The following is an 18,750-nucleotide window of genomic DNA, read 5'->3' on the forward strand; positions in this document are numbered from 1 at the left end:
AGGGGGCGGGTTCGTCGCAGGTTCAACTCGATCGCTCGAATTCTAGGCGCTGAGCAAGGGCCCGCAGCACCTCGGCGCCGCCGATTTCGGCAGCGGCGACGGGGTGGCGGCGGCGCCAGTTGGGGGCCTCGGTGGTGGTTCCGGGCACGTTCTGGGGCTCGCGCACGCCGAAGGCGTCGTCGATCTGCACCGCCATCAGCGCCGAGGATCCGCGGGCCAGAAGCGCATGGATCGCCTCGCGCAGCGCCGCGTCGGCGAGCGCGGGCGGCGCCTCGGGGTCCAGGCCCTCGGGCAGCAGATCCTCCTCCGCCAGCAGGCGGCACATGGCGACGCGGCAAGCCGCGCGCTCCTCGCGCACCGCCTCGGCCCCCTCGGCGTCGATGTGGCCCAGCGACAGGCGCAGGTCGGCGTCGTCGGCCGCCCACCAGCCCGCGAGCGTGGGCGTGTCGTGGGTGCCGAAGGCCGCGAGGCTCGCCTCGGCGAAGTCCTTCGGGTTGCGATAGCCGTGCGGCCCGCCCTCGAACTGCAGGATCGCGCAGCCGTGCAGGTTCGACTCGGCCAGGCTCTCCCGCAGCCCGTCGGGGACGGTGCCCAGGTCCTCCCCCACCACCACGCAGCCATGGCGCGCGGCCTCGATGCGCACCAGCGCCATCAGCATCGCGGTGGGGTATTTCACGTAGCCGCCGGGCGCGCCGTCCTCGGGAACCCAGAAGCAGCGGTCGAGGCCGATGACGTGGTCGATGCGCACCGCCCCCGCCGCCCGCATGGCCGAGCGCAGCATCTCCCGGAACGGCGCGTAGCGCAGGCGGCGCAGGCCCTCGGGGCTGTAGGGGGCGAGGCCCCAGGCCTGCCCCTGGCTGTTCAGCGCGTCGGGCGGCGCGCCGAGACTGACGCCGCGGGCGAAGGCCGTGGGGTTCGCCCAGGTCTCGGCCCCGCCCGGGCGCACCCCGACGGCGATGTCGAGGTAGAGGCCCAGGGCCATCCCCGCCTCGGTCGCCGCGGTCTGGGCGGCGGCGAGCTGCGTCTCGGCCAGCCATTGCAGCCAGGCGTGGTAGCGGATCGCCTCCGCATGGCTCTCGCCGAAAGCCGCGACGGCGGGCGAGGCGGGGTCGCGCAGCGCCTCGGGCCAGGCGCGCCAGTCGTCGCCGTGCAGCTCCGACAGCGCCTCGTAGACGGCGAAGGCGACGCGGTGGGCGCCGGGATCCGACAGCCAGTCGTCGAACGCCTCCGCCCCCGGCGCGCCGGGATGGGACCAGGCGGCGTCGAAGAGCGCGCGCAACGCAGGCTCGCGCTGGCGGGCGTGAAGCTCGGGGTCGGTCAGCGGCTCGGGCGCCCAGGCGGCCAGCGCCTCGGCCGCGCCCTCCGGCAGCAGGTCGGGCGAGAAGCCGGGGACCAGCCGCGGCGCCACCCGGCGCGCGTCGAGCGCCACGCGGGTCGAGGGCGAATAGGGGCTGGTCCCGCGATAGGCGACGCCCAGCGCGTGGATCGGGTTCACGCCGAGGAAGGCCGCCCCCAGCCCGGCGGCGGAGGCGGCGGCCTCCGCGAGATCGGCGAAGTCGCCCTCGCCCAGGCTCCGCGGCCCGGTCAGCGCATAGACCGCCCCGGTCAGGCCCCAGACGCGCGCCTGCCCCGCGACCGCCTCGACCGAGGGCGCGGCGGGGGGCGCGGCGGCGAGCAGCACCTCCTCGCCCCCCGCCTCCAGCAGGTGCAGGCCGGCGGGGAGCGGGGGCACGGGCTCGCCCACGCCGCCGCTCAGGCTCTCGCCATCCTCGAGGTGCAGGGTCCAGCCGAGGGGCGCCGGCAGGGGCCAGGGGGCGCCGCCGCCCTGCCCGTCCGCGGCCTCGACCACCGCCTCGCGCGGCAGGCGCCGGGCGCGGGCGGCGGCATGGCGCGCGTCCAGCGCCGCCTCGGCCTCGGCCGCCTCGGTCGGCAGGTCCATGGCGGCCAGCAGCCGGTCGCGGGTGGCGTCGGAGGCGACGCGCTCGGTCCCCGTGATCTCGTAGTACCGCGCGAAGATCCCGACCTCGCGCGCCAGGCGCGTGGGCGCGGGATCGGCGGGCACGGCCTCGAAGACCAGCGCGTGGTCGGGGCCGATCTCCAGCGGCGGCGCGCCCGAACCCAAGGGCGTCCCGTGCGGATGCGCGGTGTCGAGCGCGAGGCGCCAGCGCAACCCTTCCCCGGGCGCCGGCAGCTCGAGGGGCGAGGGCGCCGCGCCTGCGTTCAGCGCCAGCGCCACGGGGGCGGGGTCGGCCTCCGCGGCGGGCGTCGCGGCGGCGCCGCGCAGGACCAGCACCAGGCCCGGCAGGCCGTCGTCGTCCCAGGCGGGCGCGCCGCCCGCCAGCGCGGCCCACTCGATCTCGGGCGCGCCGTCGGCGCGGGGGTCGCCATGCAGGAACAGGGGCTGGCGCAGGGCCGGCAGGCGCGCGCGCAGACGGGCTGCGGCGGCGGCGAAGGCGGCGAGGTCGTCGTCGCCGCGCAGCCAGTCGATCCAGGTGGTCTCGTTGTCCTGGCAATAGGCGTTGTTGTTGCCGCCCTGGCTCTGCCCGATCTCGTCGCCCGCGCGCAGCATCGGGGCGCCTTGGGCTGCGAAGACCGTCAGCAGCAGGTTGCGCCGGCGCCGCGCGCGCGCGGCCTCCTGCTCCGGCGCGCCGGGACCCTCGGGGCCCATCGGGTCGCTGTCCTCGTGGGCGTGGCCGTCGCGGTTGTCCTCGCCGTTCGCCCAGTTCCGCCGCTCGGCGTACATCGTCAGGTCCGCCAGCGTGAACCCGTCGTGGGCCGAGACGAAGTTGACCGACGACCAGGCCGGCCGGCCGTCATGGTCGAAGGCCTCGGCCGAGCCCAGCAGGGCCGAGGCCAGGTCCTGCGCCCCGCGCGCGTCGTTCTTCCAGAAGCGGCGGACGGCGTCGCGGAAGCCGTCGTTCCAGTCCCGCCAGCCCGGCGGGAAGGCCCCGGTCTGCCAGCCGCCGGGGCCGATGTCCCAGGGCTCGGCGATCAGGTGCAGCTCGGCCAGCGCAGGGTCGGCGCGAAGGGTGGCGAGGAAGTCGGAGGTCATGTCCACCTCCCCGTCCCGTCCCCGCGCCAGCACCGGGGCGAGGTCGAAGCGGAACCCGTCCACGCCCATCCGCTCGGCCCACCACCGCAGACTGTCCAGCGCCAGCCGCTGGGCGAAGGGTTTCGAGAGGTCCAGCGTGTTGCCGCAGCCCGTCTCGTTCGAGTAGCCGCCGGGCGCGTCCGGGTGGTGGCGATACCAGCTCGCGTCGTCGAGCCCGCGGAACATCACGCAGGGCCCGTCCTCGTCCCCCTCGGCCGAGTGGTTGTAGACCACGTCGAGGATCACCTCGATCCCCGCGCCATGCAGCGCCGCGATCGCCTCGCGCAGCCCGTCGGCCCCCTTCGGCCCCATGTAGCGGGGCGAGGGCGCGAAGAACCCGTAGGTGTTGTAACCCCAGTAGTTCGTCAGCCCGAGACGCACGAGGTGCGGCTCGTCCGCGAAGGCGTGGACCGGCAGCAGCTCCAGCGCGGTGACGCCCTGGCGCTGCAGGTGGGCGAGGATCGCGGGATGGCCCAGCGCCTCGTAGGTTCCGCGGATCGGCTCGGGGATCTCGGGGTGCAGGCGGGTCAGGCCGCAGACGTGGGCCTCGTAGACCACCAGCTCCCCCGGCGCGCGGCGCGGACGCTCGGCCGGGTCGACCTTCGGCCGGTCGGGCACGGCGATGCAGCGGGGCATGACGGCGGCGCTGTCGCGCGGATCGGGGGCGAGCGGGTCGTCCGGCGCATGGGCGCACAGGACCTGGTCCCAGGCCGGATCGCCGGTGAAGGCCAGCGCCCAGGGGTCGAGCAGCAGCTTCGCGGGGTTGAAGCGATGCCCCGCGGCCGGATCCCAGGGCCCGTGGGCGCGCAGGGCGTAGAGCTGACCCTCCCCGATCCCCTCGACATGGGCGTGGTGCATGTCGCCGGTGCGGTACGGCAGCGGCAGGCGCGCGCTCTCCCGCCCGTCGGGATCGAACAGGCACAGCTCGATCCGCTCGGCATGAGCCGAGAGCACGGCGACGTTCGCCCCGGTCGCGGTCAGGCGCAGGCCGGGCGCGGCGGGGCTGCCTTCGGCGATCGTCCAGCTCATGCGGCCGCCGGGGCGAGACGGCGGTAGAGGGCGGCGTAGCGCTGGGCGCTCTCGTCCCAGCCGACGGGCTGGGCCATGGCGTTGCGGGTCAGCTTCCCCCAGGCCTTCGGATCGCGGTGGACCGCGCAGGTCCGCCGGATCGCCTCGGCGAGATCCCCCACGTCGTCGGGGGCGTGCACGAAGCCGGTGGCGACGCCCGTGCGCAGGGCGGCGGCGTTGGCGTCCACCACCGTGTCCGCCAGCCCCCCGGTGCGCGCCACCACCGGCGCGGTCCCGTAGCGCAGCCCGATCAGCTGGGTCAGGCCGCAGGGCTCGAACCGCGAGGGGATCAGGATCGCGTCGGCGCCGGCCTGCAGCAGGTGGGAGGCGGGCTCGTCATAGCCGATCTCCACCCCCACGCGCCCGGGATGGGCCTGGGCGGCGGCGCGGTAGGCCTGCTCCAGGTCCTCGTCGCCCGAACCGATGACGGCCAGCGCCGCCCCCTCCTCCAGCAACGCCGGCAGCGCCTCGATCAGCAGGTCGAGCCCCTTCTGGCGGGTCATGCGGGAGACGACGCAGAACAGCGGCGCCCCCTCCGCCGGCGCGACGCCGAAGCGCTCGCATACCGCGGCGCGGTTGGGGGCCTTCTGCTTCGGCCGCTCGTAGTTGGCCGCGAGGTTGGGGTCGCTCGCCGGATCCCAGACGCCGGTGTCGATGCCGTTGAGGATCCCCTCGAGGTCCCCCGCCCGGTGGCGCAGCAGCCCGTCGAGCCCCCAGCCGAAGGCCGGCGTCAGCAGCTCGCGCGCATAGGTCGGCGAGACGGTGGTGATCCGCTCGGCATGGGCGAGCCCGGCCTTGAGGAAGCCCACCAGGCCGTGGAACTCCACATGCTCGGGCGTGAACATCGCCTCGGGCAGGGTCAGCGCGCCCAGCGCCTCGCGCCCGAAGACGCCCTGGTAGGCGATGTTGTGGATGGTCAGCACCGCGCGCGGCGCCTCGGGGCCCAGCAGGCGCAGGTAGGTGGGGGCGAGGCCCGCCTGCCAGTCGTGGGCATGGACCACGTCCGCGGTCCAGCCGTCCAGCCCCCAGGCGGCGACCCCCGCGCCCAGCCAGGACAGCAGGCCGAAGCGCAGGTGGTTGTCGGGCCAGTCGCGCCGGTCGGGACCGGTGTAAGGCCCGCCGCCGGCGCGGTCGTAGAGGGGCGACTCGATCAGGATCAGGTCCAGCCCCTCCGCCTCCCCCTCCAGCAGACGCACGGGGCCGAAGGGCGTGCTCCACGCGTGCGCCCGCGGGCGGGAGAGCCGCGCGGCCAGCCCCGGATAGGCCGGCAGCAGGGTGCGCATCCGCACGCCCAGCGGCGCCAGCGCGCCGGGCAGCGCGCCCGCGACGTCCGCGAGCCCCCCGGTCTTCACCAGGGGCGCGCATTCCGAAACGACCGAGAGGATCTGCAAGGGGCGGCTCCGGCGCAGGGGGGCGTCAGGGTCGGGCGCGTCGGGAGGGGACGCGCCAGGATGGGACGGGCGCAGGATGCACGCCCCCGCCCCGGCGTTCAATGAACGGGAGGCCGCAGGAGGCGCCGGCGTCCCTCGCCGCGCATCCCCTGTTGAACCCGGCAAGGTTGACGAACCGTTGACCGTCCCGCGGCGACGCGGCGGCGCGCGGCCCCGCTCAGGCGGCCAGCGCCGCCGGCCGCGGCGGGCTCTGGAACAACGAGGCGACGGCCGCTCCCGCCAGCAGCACCGGCGCGATCCACAGGCCCATGGCGACGTCGCCGGTGACGTCCGAGACCCAGCCCGACAGGATCGGCCCCGCCGACTGCCCCACCGCGAAGCAGATGGTCATCGAGGCGACGGCGGGCGCGATGGACTCGGGCGCGAGATGCCGCTGCGCCACGATCGACATCGCGATCGGCCCCGCCATCACGCTGCCCCCGTAGATCGCGGCCGAGGCGAAGGCCCCCGCCGGTCCCGGCCAGATCAGCGCGGGCAAGGAGCCGACCAGCGTCGTCGCATAGGCGATGGCGCCGCCGCGGTTCGCGGGCAGCCGCCCCAGCATGCGCCCCCAGCCGACGGCCGAGACCACGCCCACGCCGCCCATCACGATCCAGAAGCGGGCGGCCAGCGCCTCGGACTCGCCCTGGGCCTTGAGCATCGCGATCACGAAGGTGGTCCACCCCGCGTAGCCCGCGCCGAAGCAGGTGTAGGCGACGGTGGTGGGCAGGATGTGCAGGAAGTCCGCCCGGCTCAGCCGTCCGCCGCGCCGCGGGGGGCCGGGCGGGGTCGCGGCCCGCGCCGCCGGCAGCGCCGCCGCCGTTCCGAGCGCGGCGAGCGCCGCCAGCGCCAGCCAGCCCGCGCGCCAGCCGCTCTCGTCCAGCCCCGCCGCCGCGGGCGCGGCGAGGCCCGACAGCACGATCCCCGCCGCCGGCCCCGAGGAATAGATCCCCAGCAGGATCCCCCGCCGCTCGGCCGAGAGCGTGGGCGCCGCCGCCCCTGCCAGAGCCGCGCCGAGGATGTAGGCGAAAGCCCCGAAGAACCCGCCCAGCGCCCGCAGCGCCGACAGCACGTCGAGGCTCGCCGGAAAGGCGGTGGCGGCGAGCGCCAGGGTGCTCAGCGCGACCCCCGCCATGAACGGGCGCGTCACCCCCCAGCGTCGCGCCGCCCAGGCCGCGCCGAAGGCGCCGGCGAGGTAGCCGACCGCGTTGAACGTGTTCAGCGCCCCGGCCTCGACGTAGCTCAGCCCGAGGTCTTCCTGCATCGCAGGCAGCAGCAGCGAATAGGCGAAGCGCGAGAAGCCCAGCGCGATGGTCGCGGCGGCCGAAAGCCCCAGCGCCGTCAGCAGGGCGCGCCGCCAGGCGCGGCTCTCGTCGGTCATGAAGGCGGCCTCCCCACCTGCCCGCGCCGGCGCGTCTGCGGCGCCGATCGTCGTTCTTCCGGGGAAGGTCTAGCCGAGCGCGGGCGCAGAGGGAATGCAGGACGCGCCCAGATTTCGACCGACCGGCCGGTCAGAGCGCTTCGCCCCGCTCGACCGCTCCGCGCGCCCTCGCCGCCGGAGACGGCCGGGCCCCGGCGCCCCGGCGACCGGCCGCGCGGGCGCGACGGCGGGGCCGGGCGAACGCGCGACGCGCGGCCCGATGTCGGGCCGCGCGCCGGGTCTCGCGTCGATGCCGGGGAGCGCGCCGGGCGGTCAGGCCGCCTCGGTCTCCCCGTCCTTGGGCTCGCTCTTGGAGACGAGGTCGAACAGGCGCTGCTGCTCGGCCGCCCAGGCCTTGATGTCGTACTTGGCGACCTTGCGGCGGAGCTGGAGCATCCGGGCGCGCCGCTCCTCCTCCTCCATGTCGAGCGCCTGGTCGATGGCCGAGTCCATCGCGCGGTGCGAGAACGGGTTGGTGATCACCGCGTCCGACAGCGCCACCGCGACGCCCGCGAACTCCGAGAGCACCAGCACCCCGTCGCCGTCGGTGCGCGCGGCGCAGAACTCCTCGGCCACCAGGTTCAGGCCGTCGGCCAGCGGCGTGATCCAGCACACGTCGGCGGCCTGGTAGTAGGCGATCAGCTCGTCGAAGGGGATCGCTGTGCCGATCAGCGACACGGGCTGCCACTCGAAGCTGCCGAAGCGGCCGTTGATGCGCCCGGTGATCCCCTCGATCTCGTTCTGCACCGTCTCGTAGGCGGTCATGTTGCGGTTGGCGGTCACCGAGACATGCATCAGCCGCACCTTGCCGCGCAGCTCCGGCCGCCGCTCCAGCAGCCGCTCGAAGGCCTGCAGCTGCTCGATGTTGCCCTTGGTGTAGTCGGTGCGGCTGACCGAGACGATCAGCTTGCTGTCGTCGCCCAGCTCCTCGCGGATCTGGTAGCGCGACACCGCGGTCTCGGGCGAGCGCGCCCGCTCCTGGATGAACTCCACGTCCACGCCCACTGGGAAGGCGCCGATGGCGATCTTGCGGCCCTCGTGGTTGAGGTAGGTGGGGGTGATCCGCTCCTGCAGCGCCATGCCGCCGGCGGGGACGAAGTCGGGGTTCGACTTCTCCTCGTCCACGCCCTCGATGTCGAAGAGCGAGCGGGCGACGTGGATGAAGTTCTGCGCGTAGCGCGGGATGTGGAAGCCCACCACGTCGCAGGCGAGCAGCGACTGCACGATCTCCGCGCGCCAGGGCAGCACGTTGAACATGTCGGCCGAGGGGAAGGGCGTGTGGTGGAAGAAGGCGATCTTCACGTCCGGGCGCAGGGTGCGCAGGTAGGCCGGCACCAGCCACAGGTTGTAGTCGTGGACCCAGACCACCGCGCCCTGCGCGGCCTCGTTGGCGGCGGCCTCGGCGAAGGCCCAGTTCACCTCCCGGAAGGTCGGCCAGTCGACGGGATCGTAATTGTACTTGTCCTTGAAGGAATGGAGGATCGGCCAGAAGGCCTCCTTCGAGGTCACGTGGTAGAAGCTCGAGACCTGGTCCTCGCGCAGCGGCAGGCGCGAGACGTTGTAGGTGCCGAAGTTGTCGGTGATCTCGACCACCGGCTCGAAGTCGGGCTCGTTGGGATCGTCGGCCAGCTTCCAGGCCACCCAGGCGCCCTTGCCCACGCGGCCGAAGAAGCTCTTCAGGGTCGGCACGATGCCGTTGGGGCTCTTGTTCGCGCGTCGCTCGACCTTTCCGTCGACCACGACCTCCTCATAGGGCTGGCGGTGGTAGACGATCACGAGATCGGAGGACATCTGGCTTCTCCCGGTCGGGTCATTGAAACGGATCTTGATCTTTCGCCCGGGCGCCCCTGCGCCCGGACCTGTCGGGTCGGGGCGCTCAGCCGCCGCGTCGTTCGGGCTCGGGCGGCGAGGGGTGCAGCCCCAGCGCCGCGATCGCCTCGAGGATGCCGCCCGCGCCATGGGCCTGCGCGCGATGCAGCGTGTCGCGGTCGCGCAGGCGCCGGGTCAGGCCGGGCTCGGAATTGCCCACCGCCACCGCCGGCACGTCCATGTCGAGCATCGAGAGATCGTTGAGCGTGTCGCCCGCGGCCAGCGTCTTGTGCTCGGGCACGCCCAGGAAGGCGAGCAGCCGCAGCAGCGACGGCCCTTTCGAGACGCCGCGCGGCAGCACGTCGAAGAAGATGTCGGCCGAGATCAGCGGGTCGTGGCCGATCTCCTTGACGATGTCGATGGCCGAGGGATCGAAGCTCTCGGGGTCGTAGTCGTAGGAGACGCGGTAGCGGAACGGCGTCGGCTGCAGCGTCAGGCCGGGGTGGCCGTCCAGCGCCGCGCGCACCTTCGGGCCGGCGTCGTCCCAGATCGCGGCGATCTGCTCCTCCAGCGCCTCGATGGGCTTCACGCGGCCCTGCCCCGGCTCGTCGTCGGGAAACTCCATGCGCGCGATGGTGGTGCCGACGTCGCCGACCACGTAGTCGGGCCAGGGCACCGGGCCGCGGCACAGCTCCTCCAGGAACTCGGGGTCGCGGCCGGTGACGAAGATCAGCCCCACCTCGTCGCGGTTCGCGTCGATCCATTCGTAGAGCCTGCGCCGGTCCGCCTCGGACCCGCCCAGGAAGGTCCCGTCCAGGTCGGTCGCCAGCACGAAGCGGCGCGAGGCGAAGTCGCGATGCTCGGCCGAGGGGGTGCCCTCGGGCGGGTGCAGGGACTTCACTTCCGGCAGCGCCGGGTCCACCAGGGGGCTGTCGCTCTTCTTCGCCAGGTTCTCGCCGCTCACGACAGGATCTCCTCGAAATGCCACCGGGCGCGGCGGGCGTGGGGGTGGCCGATCTCCAGCTCGACCAGCGCGCGGGGCTCGCCCTCGATGGGCCGGCCCCAGAGCATCGCGAAGGCGTCGGAGACGGCGTGCCCCTCATGCAGGATGCCGCGCACCGCCTCGCAGATCGGCAGGTGGACGCCGTGCTTGCGCGCAAGGTCGGTGACCGACAGGGCGTTGCGGTCGCCCTCGACCACCACCGGCTTGCCGTCGAACGTCTCCTCCCGCGGGATGCCCTTCCCGAGCTGGAGGCCGAAGCTCATGTTGCGCGAGGCCTCGGACGAGCAGGTCAGCGTCAGGTCGCCCACGCCGGCGAGGCCGGTGACCGTCTCGCGCCGGCCGCCCAGGGGCTCCGCCAGGCGCTTCATCTCGTCGAGGCCGCGGGTGATCAGGGCCGCGCGGGTGTTGGCGCCGAAGCCCGCGCCGGTGGCGATGCCGCAGGCGATGGCGATGACGTTCTTCAGCGCGCCCCCGACCTCGACGCCCGGAAGGTCGTCGGAGATGTAGGGGCGGAAGCTCTCGGTCCCCATCGCCACCGCCATGCGCGCGGCGACGGTCTGGGCGGGGGCGGTGTCGAACAGCTCCCCGCAGTCCGAGGCGATGGTGCAGGCCGTGGGATGGCCGAGCGCGGCCTCCTCGGCGAAGTTGGGGCCCGAGAGCGCGCCCATCGGGTTGCCCTTCAGCTCCTCGGCCGCGACGTCGGACATCAGCAGGCCCGAGCCGGGCTCGATCCCCTTGGCCGCCAGGATCACGGGGATCGAGGGGTCGATCAGCTCGCTCAGCTTCTTCGCCGTCTCGCGCACCGCCGAGGACGGGACGACCATCAGGATCGCCTCCGCGTCGTCCACGGCCTTGGCGAGGTCGGAGGTGATGCGGATCGAATCCGGCAGGCTGACGTTGGGCAGGTAGCGGGCGTTGCGGCCGTCCTCGCGCAGGGCGCGGGCGTGATCCTCGCGCCGCGACCACAGGGTCACGCCGCGGCCCGCCTTGGCGGCGATAACCGCCAGGGCCGTGCCCCAGGAGCCGGCGCCGACCACGGCGATGCGGCGGAAGGGGGCTGGAACGGGGGCGCGGTCGTCGGACGCGCCGATGTCGAATGCGCTCATGATATCACCTCGAATCGGTCGGACGGGCCGGCCGGCGGTCTTCGCGTCGCCATGTCTGGGGAGATAGGCGGTTTTCCGGCCGTGTCCCGCGCCTGCGCGCTTCGGTTCGCGACGGATCCGACCGCCCTGGGGCGGCGGCGGATGCGATCGACGATGTTGCGGCAGCGCGGCATGTCCCGAAAAAGAATAGAGCACGGGAGCCCCGCGTTCAACCGCGCCTTTCGGCGCCGCAGCGAATCGCGACGGTGCAGAAGAGATGAGTTCGAATACTTGCAGTTCGCGAGGCCCGCGAAGTGCTCGCACGCCGGATGCCATGTTTCTGCCCCATTTATCCGCGCTGGCGCGAAGGGAGTTCTGGACATCCCGTCGCATCACTTGCGGAACGCGCATCCAGTTGGGCGATCAGCCGAAAATCGGGGCCGCGCCGCCCCCGGCCGCAGGGGCGCGGCGGAGAAATGCGCTGCGCCGCAACAAGAATGCCTTGAAAACGGGAGACTTTCGCTAAACCTTGATGAGCATGAGCGCACGAGTGAACAGATCGCACGCATCGAATGCATTCGCCGCCCCGGGCGCAGCCTCGCTGCCTCGAAAGCAGGCGCCGATCCCCTGCTCGGCGCGCCGACCCATCGTCGTTCCCCAGCACGCCCCCCGACAGACACCCCGACAGACAAGGAGCCTGCGATGACCTCGCGCATCCGCACCGTCGTTTTTCCCGTGGCCGGTCTTGGAACCCGCTTCCTGCCCGCCACCAAGGCGACCCCGAAGGAGCTGCTGCCGGTCATCGACAAGCCGCTGATCCAGTTCGCGATGGACGAGGCGCGCGCCGCCGGCTTCACCAGGATGGTCTTCGTCTCGCACCCCACCAAGGGCGCGATCGAGGACTACGTGCGCCACGACCACGACCTGCATGAGACGCTGTGCGCCCGCGGCAAGGACGACCTCGCCGAGATGCTGCGCGAGATGGCCGAGAGCGAGCACGAGGAGATCGAATTCGTCATGCAGCCCGAGCCGCTGGGCCTGGGCCACGCGGTGCTGATGGCCCGCGACCACGTGAAGGAAGAGGCCTTCGCCGTGGTCCTGCCCGACGACCTGATCCTGGGCGAGCCCGGCTGCCTGAAGGAGATGGTCGAGGCCCATGCCGAGACCGGCGGCCACCTGGTCGCCGCCATGGAGGTCGCCCAGGCCGAGACCAAGTCCTACGGCGTGCTCGACCCGCTCGAGCGCAAGGGCCGCTTCACCCGCGCCCGCGGCATGGTCGAGAAGCCCGCCCCCGAGGACGCGCCCTCGCGCCTCGCGGTCGTGGGCCGCTACGTGCTCGACAGCTCGATCTTCGAGGACCTGGCGAGCCAGGAGCCCGGCGCGGGCGGGGAGATCCAGCTCACCGACTCGATCGCCACCGGTCTGAAGCGTGTGGGCCTCGCGGGGTTCGAGTTCTCGGGCAAGCGCTTCGACTGCGGCTCGAAGGCCGGGATGCTGGCCGCCAAGCTGCACCTTGCCGCCTCGCACCCCGAGTTCCGCGACGTGCTCGCGGCCCACGGCCTCGTCACCGAGGAGCCGGATCGCATCGCCGCCGAGTGAATTCGACGCGAAATCAGGGCGCCGCGGGCCGGGGGACGGGTGGTCCCCCGGCCCGCGGCGCCCTACTCTTTCGCGAGGTACGCTTTCGACACCCTTCGCGGCCCCGCCGCGCCCAGCAATGGAAGAGAACGTCGTGACCTATCGCCCGCACCGGATCGAAACCGGGGCCGGCCCGCTGATTCCGACGGAGTTGGCCGAGCGCATCGCTCAGGGCCGCCAATCCTCCCTGTTCGACGTGCTCGGCGCCCATCCGCAGGACGGCGCCTGGCGCATCGCCACCTTCATCCCCGGCGCCGAGCGCGTCGAGGTCATCACCCTGACCGGCGAGACCATCGCCGAGCTCGCCCCGCAGGGCTCCGACGTCTTCGCCGCCCTGCTCGACGACCGCCCCGACGCCTGGAACTTCCGCGCCTGGCGCGGCGAGACCGACTGGGAGGTGAAGGACGCCTACCGCTTCGCCCCCCTGCTGGGCGAGATGGACGAGCACCTGTTCGCAGAGGGCACCCATGGGCGCCTGTGGGACGTGCTCGGCGCCCACGTGACGACCCATGAGGGCGTCGACGGGACCTCCTTCGCGGTCTGGGCCCCCTCGGCCCGGCGCGTCTCGGTCATCGGCGACTTCAACGACTGGGACGGGCGCAAGCACGTCCTGCGCCCGCGCGGCTCGACCGGCGTGTGGGAGATCTTCGTGCCCGGCGTCGGCGACGGCGCGCGCTACAAGTACGAGCTGCTGGGCCCGAACTGGGAGCTTCTGCCCCCCAAGTCCGACCCCGTCGGCTTCGGCGCCGAGATGCGCCCCGACAACTGCTCGGTGGTGCGCGACCTGCGCGGCCACAGATGGTCCGACGGCGCCTGGATGGAGAGCCGGGCGAAGCGCCAGTCGGTCGACGCGCCGATCTCGATCTACGAGGCGCACCTGCCCTCGTGGAAGAAGAAGAACGGCTGGGAGTGGCTGACCTGGCGCGACCTGGCGCAGGAGCTGGTCCCCTACGTCGCCGACATGGGCTTCACCCATATCGAGGCGCTGCCGATCACCGAGCATCCGTTCGACGGCTCCTGGGGCTACCAGCCCGTCGGGCTCTACGCCCCGACCTCGCGCCTCGGCGGTCCGCACGAGTTCCGCGAGTTCGTCGAGGCCTGCCATGCCGCGGGCCTGGGCCTGATCCTCGACTGGGTGCCCGCGCATTTCCCCTCGGACGCGCACGGCCTCGCCCAGTTCGACGGCACCCACCTCTACGAGCATGCGGACCCGCGCCAGGGCTACCACCCCGACTGGAACACGCTGATCTACAACCTCGGCCGGCGCGAGGTGGCCAACTTCCTCGCCGCCAACGGCCGCTACTGGCTGACCGAGCATCACGTGGACGGGCTGCGCGTGGATGCGGTCGCCTCGATGCTCTACCGCGACTACTCGCGCAAGCCGGGGGAGTGGATCCCTAACCAGGACGGCGGCCGCGAGAACTGGGAGTCGGTCGAGTTCCTGCGCCGGGTGAACACCGAGGTCTACGGCGACGACCCCTCGATCATGACCATCGCCGAGGAATCGACCGCCTGGCCCGGCGTCTCGAAGCCCGCCGACGCAGGCGGCCTCGGCTTCGGCTTCAAGTGGAACATGGGCTGGATGCACGACACGCTCCAGTACATCGAGCGCGATCCCATCCACCGCCGCCACCACCACGGCGAGATCAGCTTCGGCCTGCACTACGCCTTCTCGGAGAACTTCGTGCTGCCGATCAGCCACGACGAGGTGGTGCACGGCAAGGGCTCGATGCTGGCCAAGATGCCCGGCGACATGTGGGAGAAATTCGCAAACCTCAGAGCCTATTACGCCTTCATGTTCGGACACCCCGGCAAGAAGCTCCTGTTCATGGGGCAGGAGTTCGGCCAGGCGACCGAGTGGAACCACGAGACCTCGGTCGACTGGGACCTGCTGGCCAATCCGCGCCATGACGGCTTGCGGAAACTCGTTCGCGATCTCAATCACTTGTACCGCGACGCTCCGGCGCTGCATGAAGGCGACTGCCGCGAGGACGGCTTCCGCTGGGTCGACGGCTCGGCCGAGGCGCAGTCGGTCTATGCCTGGCTGCGCCTGTCGGAGGGGGGCAAGCCGGTGCTGTGCGTCTACAACTTCTCCGGTGCGGAGCATTCGGACTGGCGGATCGGCGTCCCGGCCGCGGGCGACTGGATCTGCCGTGTGAACTCCGACGCGCAAGTCTATGGCGGCGCTGGCAGAGGCCCCTCGGGCACGGTCCCGGCCGACGCCGCCCCGGCGCACGGCTTCGACCACTCGCTCAAGCTGTCCCTGCCGCCCCTGAGCGGCCTGATCTTCGAGCTCGCCTGACCCGCGCACGCCTGGGCCGAGGGCGCGAAAGCGCCCCGCCCGCCCCCCCGGTTCCACCCGAAAGGAGACCCTCCCGGATGATCCTTCGCGACGACGCCGCCACCGAGGCGCTCGCCGACCACTGCCGCGTGGTCCACGCCTCGGCCGCCTCCAACTACGAGGCCGCGAGGCAGACCGCGAGACGGATGGGCGCCTGCGTCAGGGACGAGATCGCCGAGTTCGGCTTCTGGGCGCCCGAACTGCTCGAGATGCGGATCCCCGACGGCGACGTCTTCCTCGAGGTGCTCCAGCCCGACCCGCAGGTCAGCCTGACCGTCTCGCGCCAGAACGCCCGCTTCCGGCGCACCCGCGTGCCGGTGATGCGCCACGACGCCTGGGTCTACTGCGCGGTGCGCGGCATGCGCGCCGGCACGCGGGAGCGGATCGGCGACTTCTACTGCCTCGCCTACCGCGACCCGGACGGCTACTGGCGGCGGATCTTCGACCCGATGGCGATCTCGGTCCCCTTCGGCGTCTTCGCGCCGGCCGAGCTCTACGACGTCGCCGCCATGCAGGCCGCCCGCGCCGACGCCGACTATTTCAAGGCGTTCGAGCCCGGCGAAGGCGGCGCGCCGACCAAGCTGGGCCCGCCGGTCAACATCCTGCAGATCCACACCTCCACCGCTACGGTCGGTCGCACGCTGGCGAGCCTCGCGCGCCAGATCGAGCATATCGCCGACCGCGTGCGCCACGGCGGCGCGCTGGAGCCCGCGGACCGGCTGTTCCTGGGCTACGACGCCGTGCAGCTGCTGCCCGTCGAGCCCACCACGGTCTACGAGGCCGGCCCCGCCTTCTGGCATGACGACGCCGACTACGGCGACGTGGTGACGGTCGACCTGCGCCGTCCCGACACCACCAACTGGGGCTACGACAACGTGCTGGCCGGCATGGCCGCGGTGAACCCCGCCATCCTTGAGACCGGGCGCCCGGACGAGCTGGTGGACGTGGCCGCCGCGCTCCACAACTTCCCCGGCAAGCCCAAGAAGCTGATCTTCGACGTGGTCTACGGCCACTCCGACAACCAGGGGCTCGAGCTTCTGAACCGCCACTGGTTCGCCGGGCCCAACATGTACGGCCAGAACGTCAACTACCGGAACTGGAACGTGCGCGCGATGCTGCTGGAGATGCAGCGCCGCAAGGGCGACTTCGGCGCCGACGGCATCCGCGTGGACGGCGCGCAGGACTTCAAGTGGTGGGACTCCGACGAGGAGGTGATGCGCCACGACGACGACTACCTCCAGGAGATGGCGGACGTCGTCCAGGAGGTCGCCGGCGCGAAGTACCGCCCCTGGTTCGTCTTCGAGGACGGCCGCCCCTGGCCGCAGGAGGACTGGGAGCTGTCGTCCACCTACAAGGCGGTGATCGAGAAGCAGCGCGACGACGACGTGTTCCAGTGGGGCCCGCTGACCTTCGCCCACAACACGCCGTTCCTCTACACGTTCTGGCTGTCGAAGTGGTGGCGCATCCGCGAGATCGTCGAGGGCGGCTCGAACTGGATCTCGGGCTGCGCCAACCACGACACGCTGCGCCGGGGCACCCAGGTGAACCCCAAGCTCAACGTGAATACGCGGCTGGGCGACACGCGGATGGACATCCTCGACCACGCCTACGACAACCCCGCGATCTCGATGCTGACCTATGCGGCCTTCCCGGGCGTGCCGATGGATTTCCTCAACGCGGTGGCGCGCGCGTCGTGGGGCTTCATCCGCAACCAGGACGACAAGTACGGCGTGAAGATCATGGCCGAGGAGGCGATCAGCTTCGACTGGCAGGTCGACGACTACGCCTTCTCGATGCCCTCCTCCTTCGCGCGGCTGAAGGCGCTGGGGTTCGAGACGCGCGAGGATCTCGACCGCTACCTCAAGGTGCTGCCGGCGCTGGTCGAGGTGACGGACTACGACCTCGACGTGATCTCGAACCTGCTCAACGGGGTCGATCCGCCGCTGAACGGGCCCACGCCCTTCACGCCCGCGGGGCTGAAGACCATCGCCCGGGCCTGGATGGACGACATGCACGACTACTGCAACGTCGCGGGCTACCTCGACCGGCTGTCGGAGGCGCAGACGGCCTTCGGTCTGAGCCTGCGCGAGTTCCGCCGCGACCGGCCCTGGCTGCGCAACAACTTCGGCCCGCGCGACAGCTTCTCCTACGCGCAGCCGGTGGACGGGACGGTGCTGTTCACCTCCTTCCGCCACGGCCCGGACGGGGAGCAGGTGTTCATGGTGGTGCATATGGAGGGGGGCGAGACCAAGGATTTCGATCCCCTCACCCTCGACCACCAGGCCTGGACCCAGGAGGGGTGGGAGCTGGCGCTGCGCACGCCCTCGATCGGGCCCGACTACACGGGCGGTCCGATCACGCTGCGCGACTCGATGGGGGTTGTGTTCACCCGCCGTCCCGGCTGAGGCTGGCGAGCGCTGCGCCCCGCGCCGGCGGCGCGCGGCAGGACATCCGCGGACGGCGCAGGATCAAGGCGCCGGCGCGGGCGATCGTCCAGGATCCGCGCCGGATCCTGCGATGGAATGGGAGGACCGCATGAACGGCACGCAAAAGGGCCCATCCGATACCGGCGGCCTCGCCCGACAGTCGATGGCCTTCGTCCTCGCCGGGGGCCGCGGCTCCCGCCTGCGGGAGCTGACCGACCGGCGCGCGAAGCCGGCGGTCTATTTCGGCGGCAAGGCGCGGATCATCGACTTCGCGCTGTCGAACGCGGTCAACTCCGGCATCCGCCGGATCGGCGTGGCCACCCAGTACAAGGCCCACTCGCTGATCCGCCACCTGCAGCGGGGCTGGTCGTTCTTCAACGCGGGCCGCGGCGAGGGGCTCGACATCCTGCCCGCCTCCCAGCGGGTGGACGAGCGCAACTGGTATCTCGGCACCGCCGACGCGGTGTTCCAGAACGTCGACATCATCGAGGGCTACGAGCCCAAGTACATGGTGATCCTGGCCGGCGACCACGTCTACAAGATGGACTACAGCCGGATGATCGCCCAGCACGTCGAGAGCGGCGCGGACGTGACAGTGGGCTGCATCGAGGTCTCGAAGGCCGAGGCCTCGGCCTTCGGGGTGATGGCGGTGGGCGCGGGCGGCAAGATCACCGAGTTCCTCGAGAAGCCCGCCGACCCGCCCGAGATCCCCGGCCGCCCGGGCCGCTGCCTCGCCTCGATGGGCATCTACGTCTTCGAGACCGCGAAGCTGATCGAGATGCTGCAGGCCGACGCGGCCGACCCGAAGTCCGAGCACGACTTCGGCAAGGACGTGATCCCGGCGCTGGTGGCCTCGGGCGGGGCGCATGCGCACAGCTTCTCCGACAGCTGCGTGATGACCGGCGACGAGACCGAGCCCTACTGGCGCGACGTGGGCACGGTGGACGCCTTCCACCAGGCCAACATCGACCTCACCCAGTTCGAGCCCTCGCTGGACATCTGGTCGAACGACTGGCCGATCTGGACCTATTCGGAGCTGACGCCGCCGGCGAAGTTCGTGCACGAGACGGACGGGCGGCGCGGCTCGGCCTTCAATTCGCTGGTCTCGGGCGGGTGCATCGTCTCGGGCAGCCAGGTGCGCGAGAGCCTGCTGTTCACGGGCGTGCGGGCGCATTCCTATTCCGAGCTCTCGGGCGTGGTCGCCCTGCCCTACGTGACGGTGAACCGCTACGCGCGGCTGCGCGACGTGGTGATCGACTCGGGCGTCGAGATCCCGCGCGGCCTGGTGGTGGGCGAGGACCGGGCCGAGGACGCGCGCTGGTTCCGCGTCTCGGAGGGCGGCGTGACGCTGATCACCGCCGACATGCTCCGCCGCCGCGCCGAGGCGCTGGGCGGCGAGCTCGCCGGCGTGGTCTCCTGACCGCGCGCCCGCGCCCCTC

The 18,750-nt window shown here is 72.3% G+C and carries 10 protein-coding genes; 4 read left to right on the forward strand and 6 right to left on the reverse strand.

The window, feature by feature from the left end:
• Nucleotides 1-22 precede the first annotated feature (22 nt).
• The 6 genes from glgX to P2H44_RS05365 all read right to left on the reverse strand — a co-directional run bounded on the left by glgX (nucleotide 23) and on the right by P2H44_RS05365 (nucleotide 10,927).
• On the reverse strand, nucleotides 23-4,120 hold the full coding sequence (gene glgX, locus P2H44_RS05340) for a glycogen debranching protein GlgX (RefSeq protein WP_275762412.1): 4,098 nt from the start codon (nucleotides 4,118-4,120) through the stop codon (nucleotides 23-25).
• On the reverse strand, nucleotides 4,117-5,550 hold the full coding sequence (gene glgA / locus P2H44_RS05345) for a glycogen synthase GlgA (RefSeq protein WP_275762413.1): 1,434 nt from the start codon (nucleotides 5,548-5,550) through the stop codon (nucleotides 4,117-4,119). Before glgA ends, glgX begins: the two co-directional genes overlap by 4 nt.
• Nucleotides 5,551-5,767: 217 nt before the next feature.
• Nucleotides 5,768-6,970 carry a YbfB/YjiJ family MFS transporter gene (locus P2H44_RS05350; RefSeq protein ID WP_275762414.1) on the reverse strand — a complete coding sequence of 401 codons (1,203 nt, stop codon included), beginning with the start codon at nucleotides 6,968-6,970 and terminating at the stop codon, nucleotides 5,768-5,770.
• A 312-nt stretch (nucleotides 6,971-7,282) separates the two neighbouring features.
• Nucleotides 7,283-8,800, reverse strand: a complete 1,518-nt coding sequence (ggpS, locus tag P2H44_RS05355; protein ID WP_275762415.1) for a glucosylglycerol-phosphate synthase — start codon at nucleotides 8,798-8,800, stop codon at nucleotides 7,283-7,285.
• Nucleotides 8,801-8,885: 85 nt separating this feature from the next.
• A complete protein-coding gene (locus P2H44_RS05360; RefSeq protein ID WP_275762885.1) occupies nucleotides 8,886-9,710 on the reverse strand; it encodes an HAD family hydrolase in 825 nt (274 codons plus the stop codon).
• Nucleotides 9,711-9,778: 68 nt separating this feature from the next.
• A complete protein-coding gene (locus P2H44_RS05365; protein ID WP_275762416.1) occupies nucleotides 9,779-10,927 on the reverse strand; it encodes an NAD(P)H-dependent glycerol-3-phosphate dehydrogenase in 1,149 nt (382 codons plus the stop codon).
• Between the two features lie 681 nt (nucleotides 10,928-11,608).
• On the opposite strand from P2H44_RS05365, the gene P2H44_RS05370 reads away from it, so the two are divergent.
• From P2H44_RS05370 to glgC, 4 genes are all read left to right on the forward strand, one after another.
• Nucleotides 11,609-12,505, forward strand: a complete 897-nt coding sequence (locus P2H44_RS05370) for a UTP--glucose-1-phosphate uridylyltransferase (RefSeq protein WP_275762417.1) — start codon at nucleotides 11,609-11,611, stop codon at nucleotides 12,503-12,505.
• A 118-nt stretch (nucleotides 12,506-12,623) separates the two neighbouring features.
• Nucleotides 12,624-14,846: a 1,4-alpha-glucan branching protein GlgB gene (glgB, locus tag P2H44_RS05375; RefSeq protein ID WP_462976260.1), complete on the forward strand. Its 2,223-nt coding sequence runs from the start codon at nucleotides 12,624-12,626 to the stop codon at nucleotides 14,844-14,846.
• 77 nt (nucleotides 14,847-14,923) lie between these two features.
• On the forward strand, nucleotides 14,924-17,290 hold the full coding sequence (gghA, locus tag P2H44_RS05380) for a glucosylglycerol hydrolase (protein ID WP_275762419.1): 2,367 nt from the start codon (nucleotides 14,924-14,926) through the stop codon (nucleotides 17,288-17,290).
• A 130-nt stretch (nucleotides 17,291-17,420) separates the two neighbouring features.
• Complete coding sequence (glgC, locus tag P2H44_RS05385; protein ID WP_275762420.1) at nucleotides 17,421-18,731, forward strand: glucose-1-phosphate adenylyltransferase; 1,311 nt, start codon at nucleotides 17,421-17,423, stop codon at nucleotides 18,729-18,731.
• Nucleotides 18,732-18,750 lie beyond the last annotated feature (19 nt).

It is taken from the genome of Albimonas marina (assembly GCF_029223255.1).
GTDB lineage: Bacteria > Pseudomonadota > Alphaproteobacteria > Rhodobacterales > Rhodobacteraceae > Albimonas.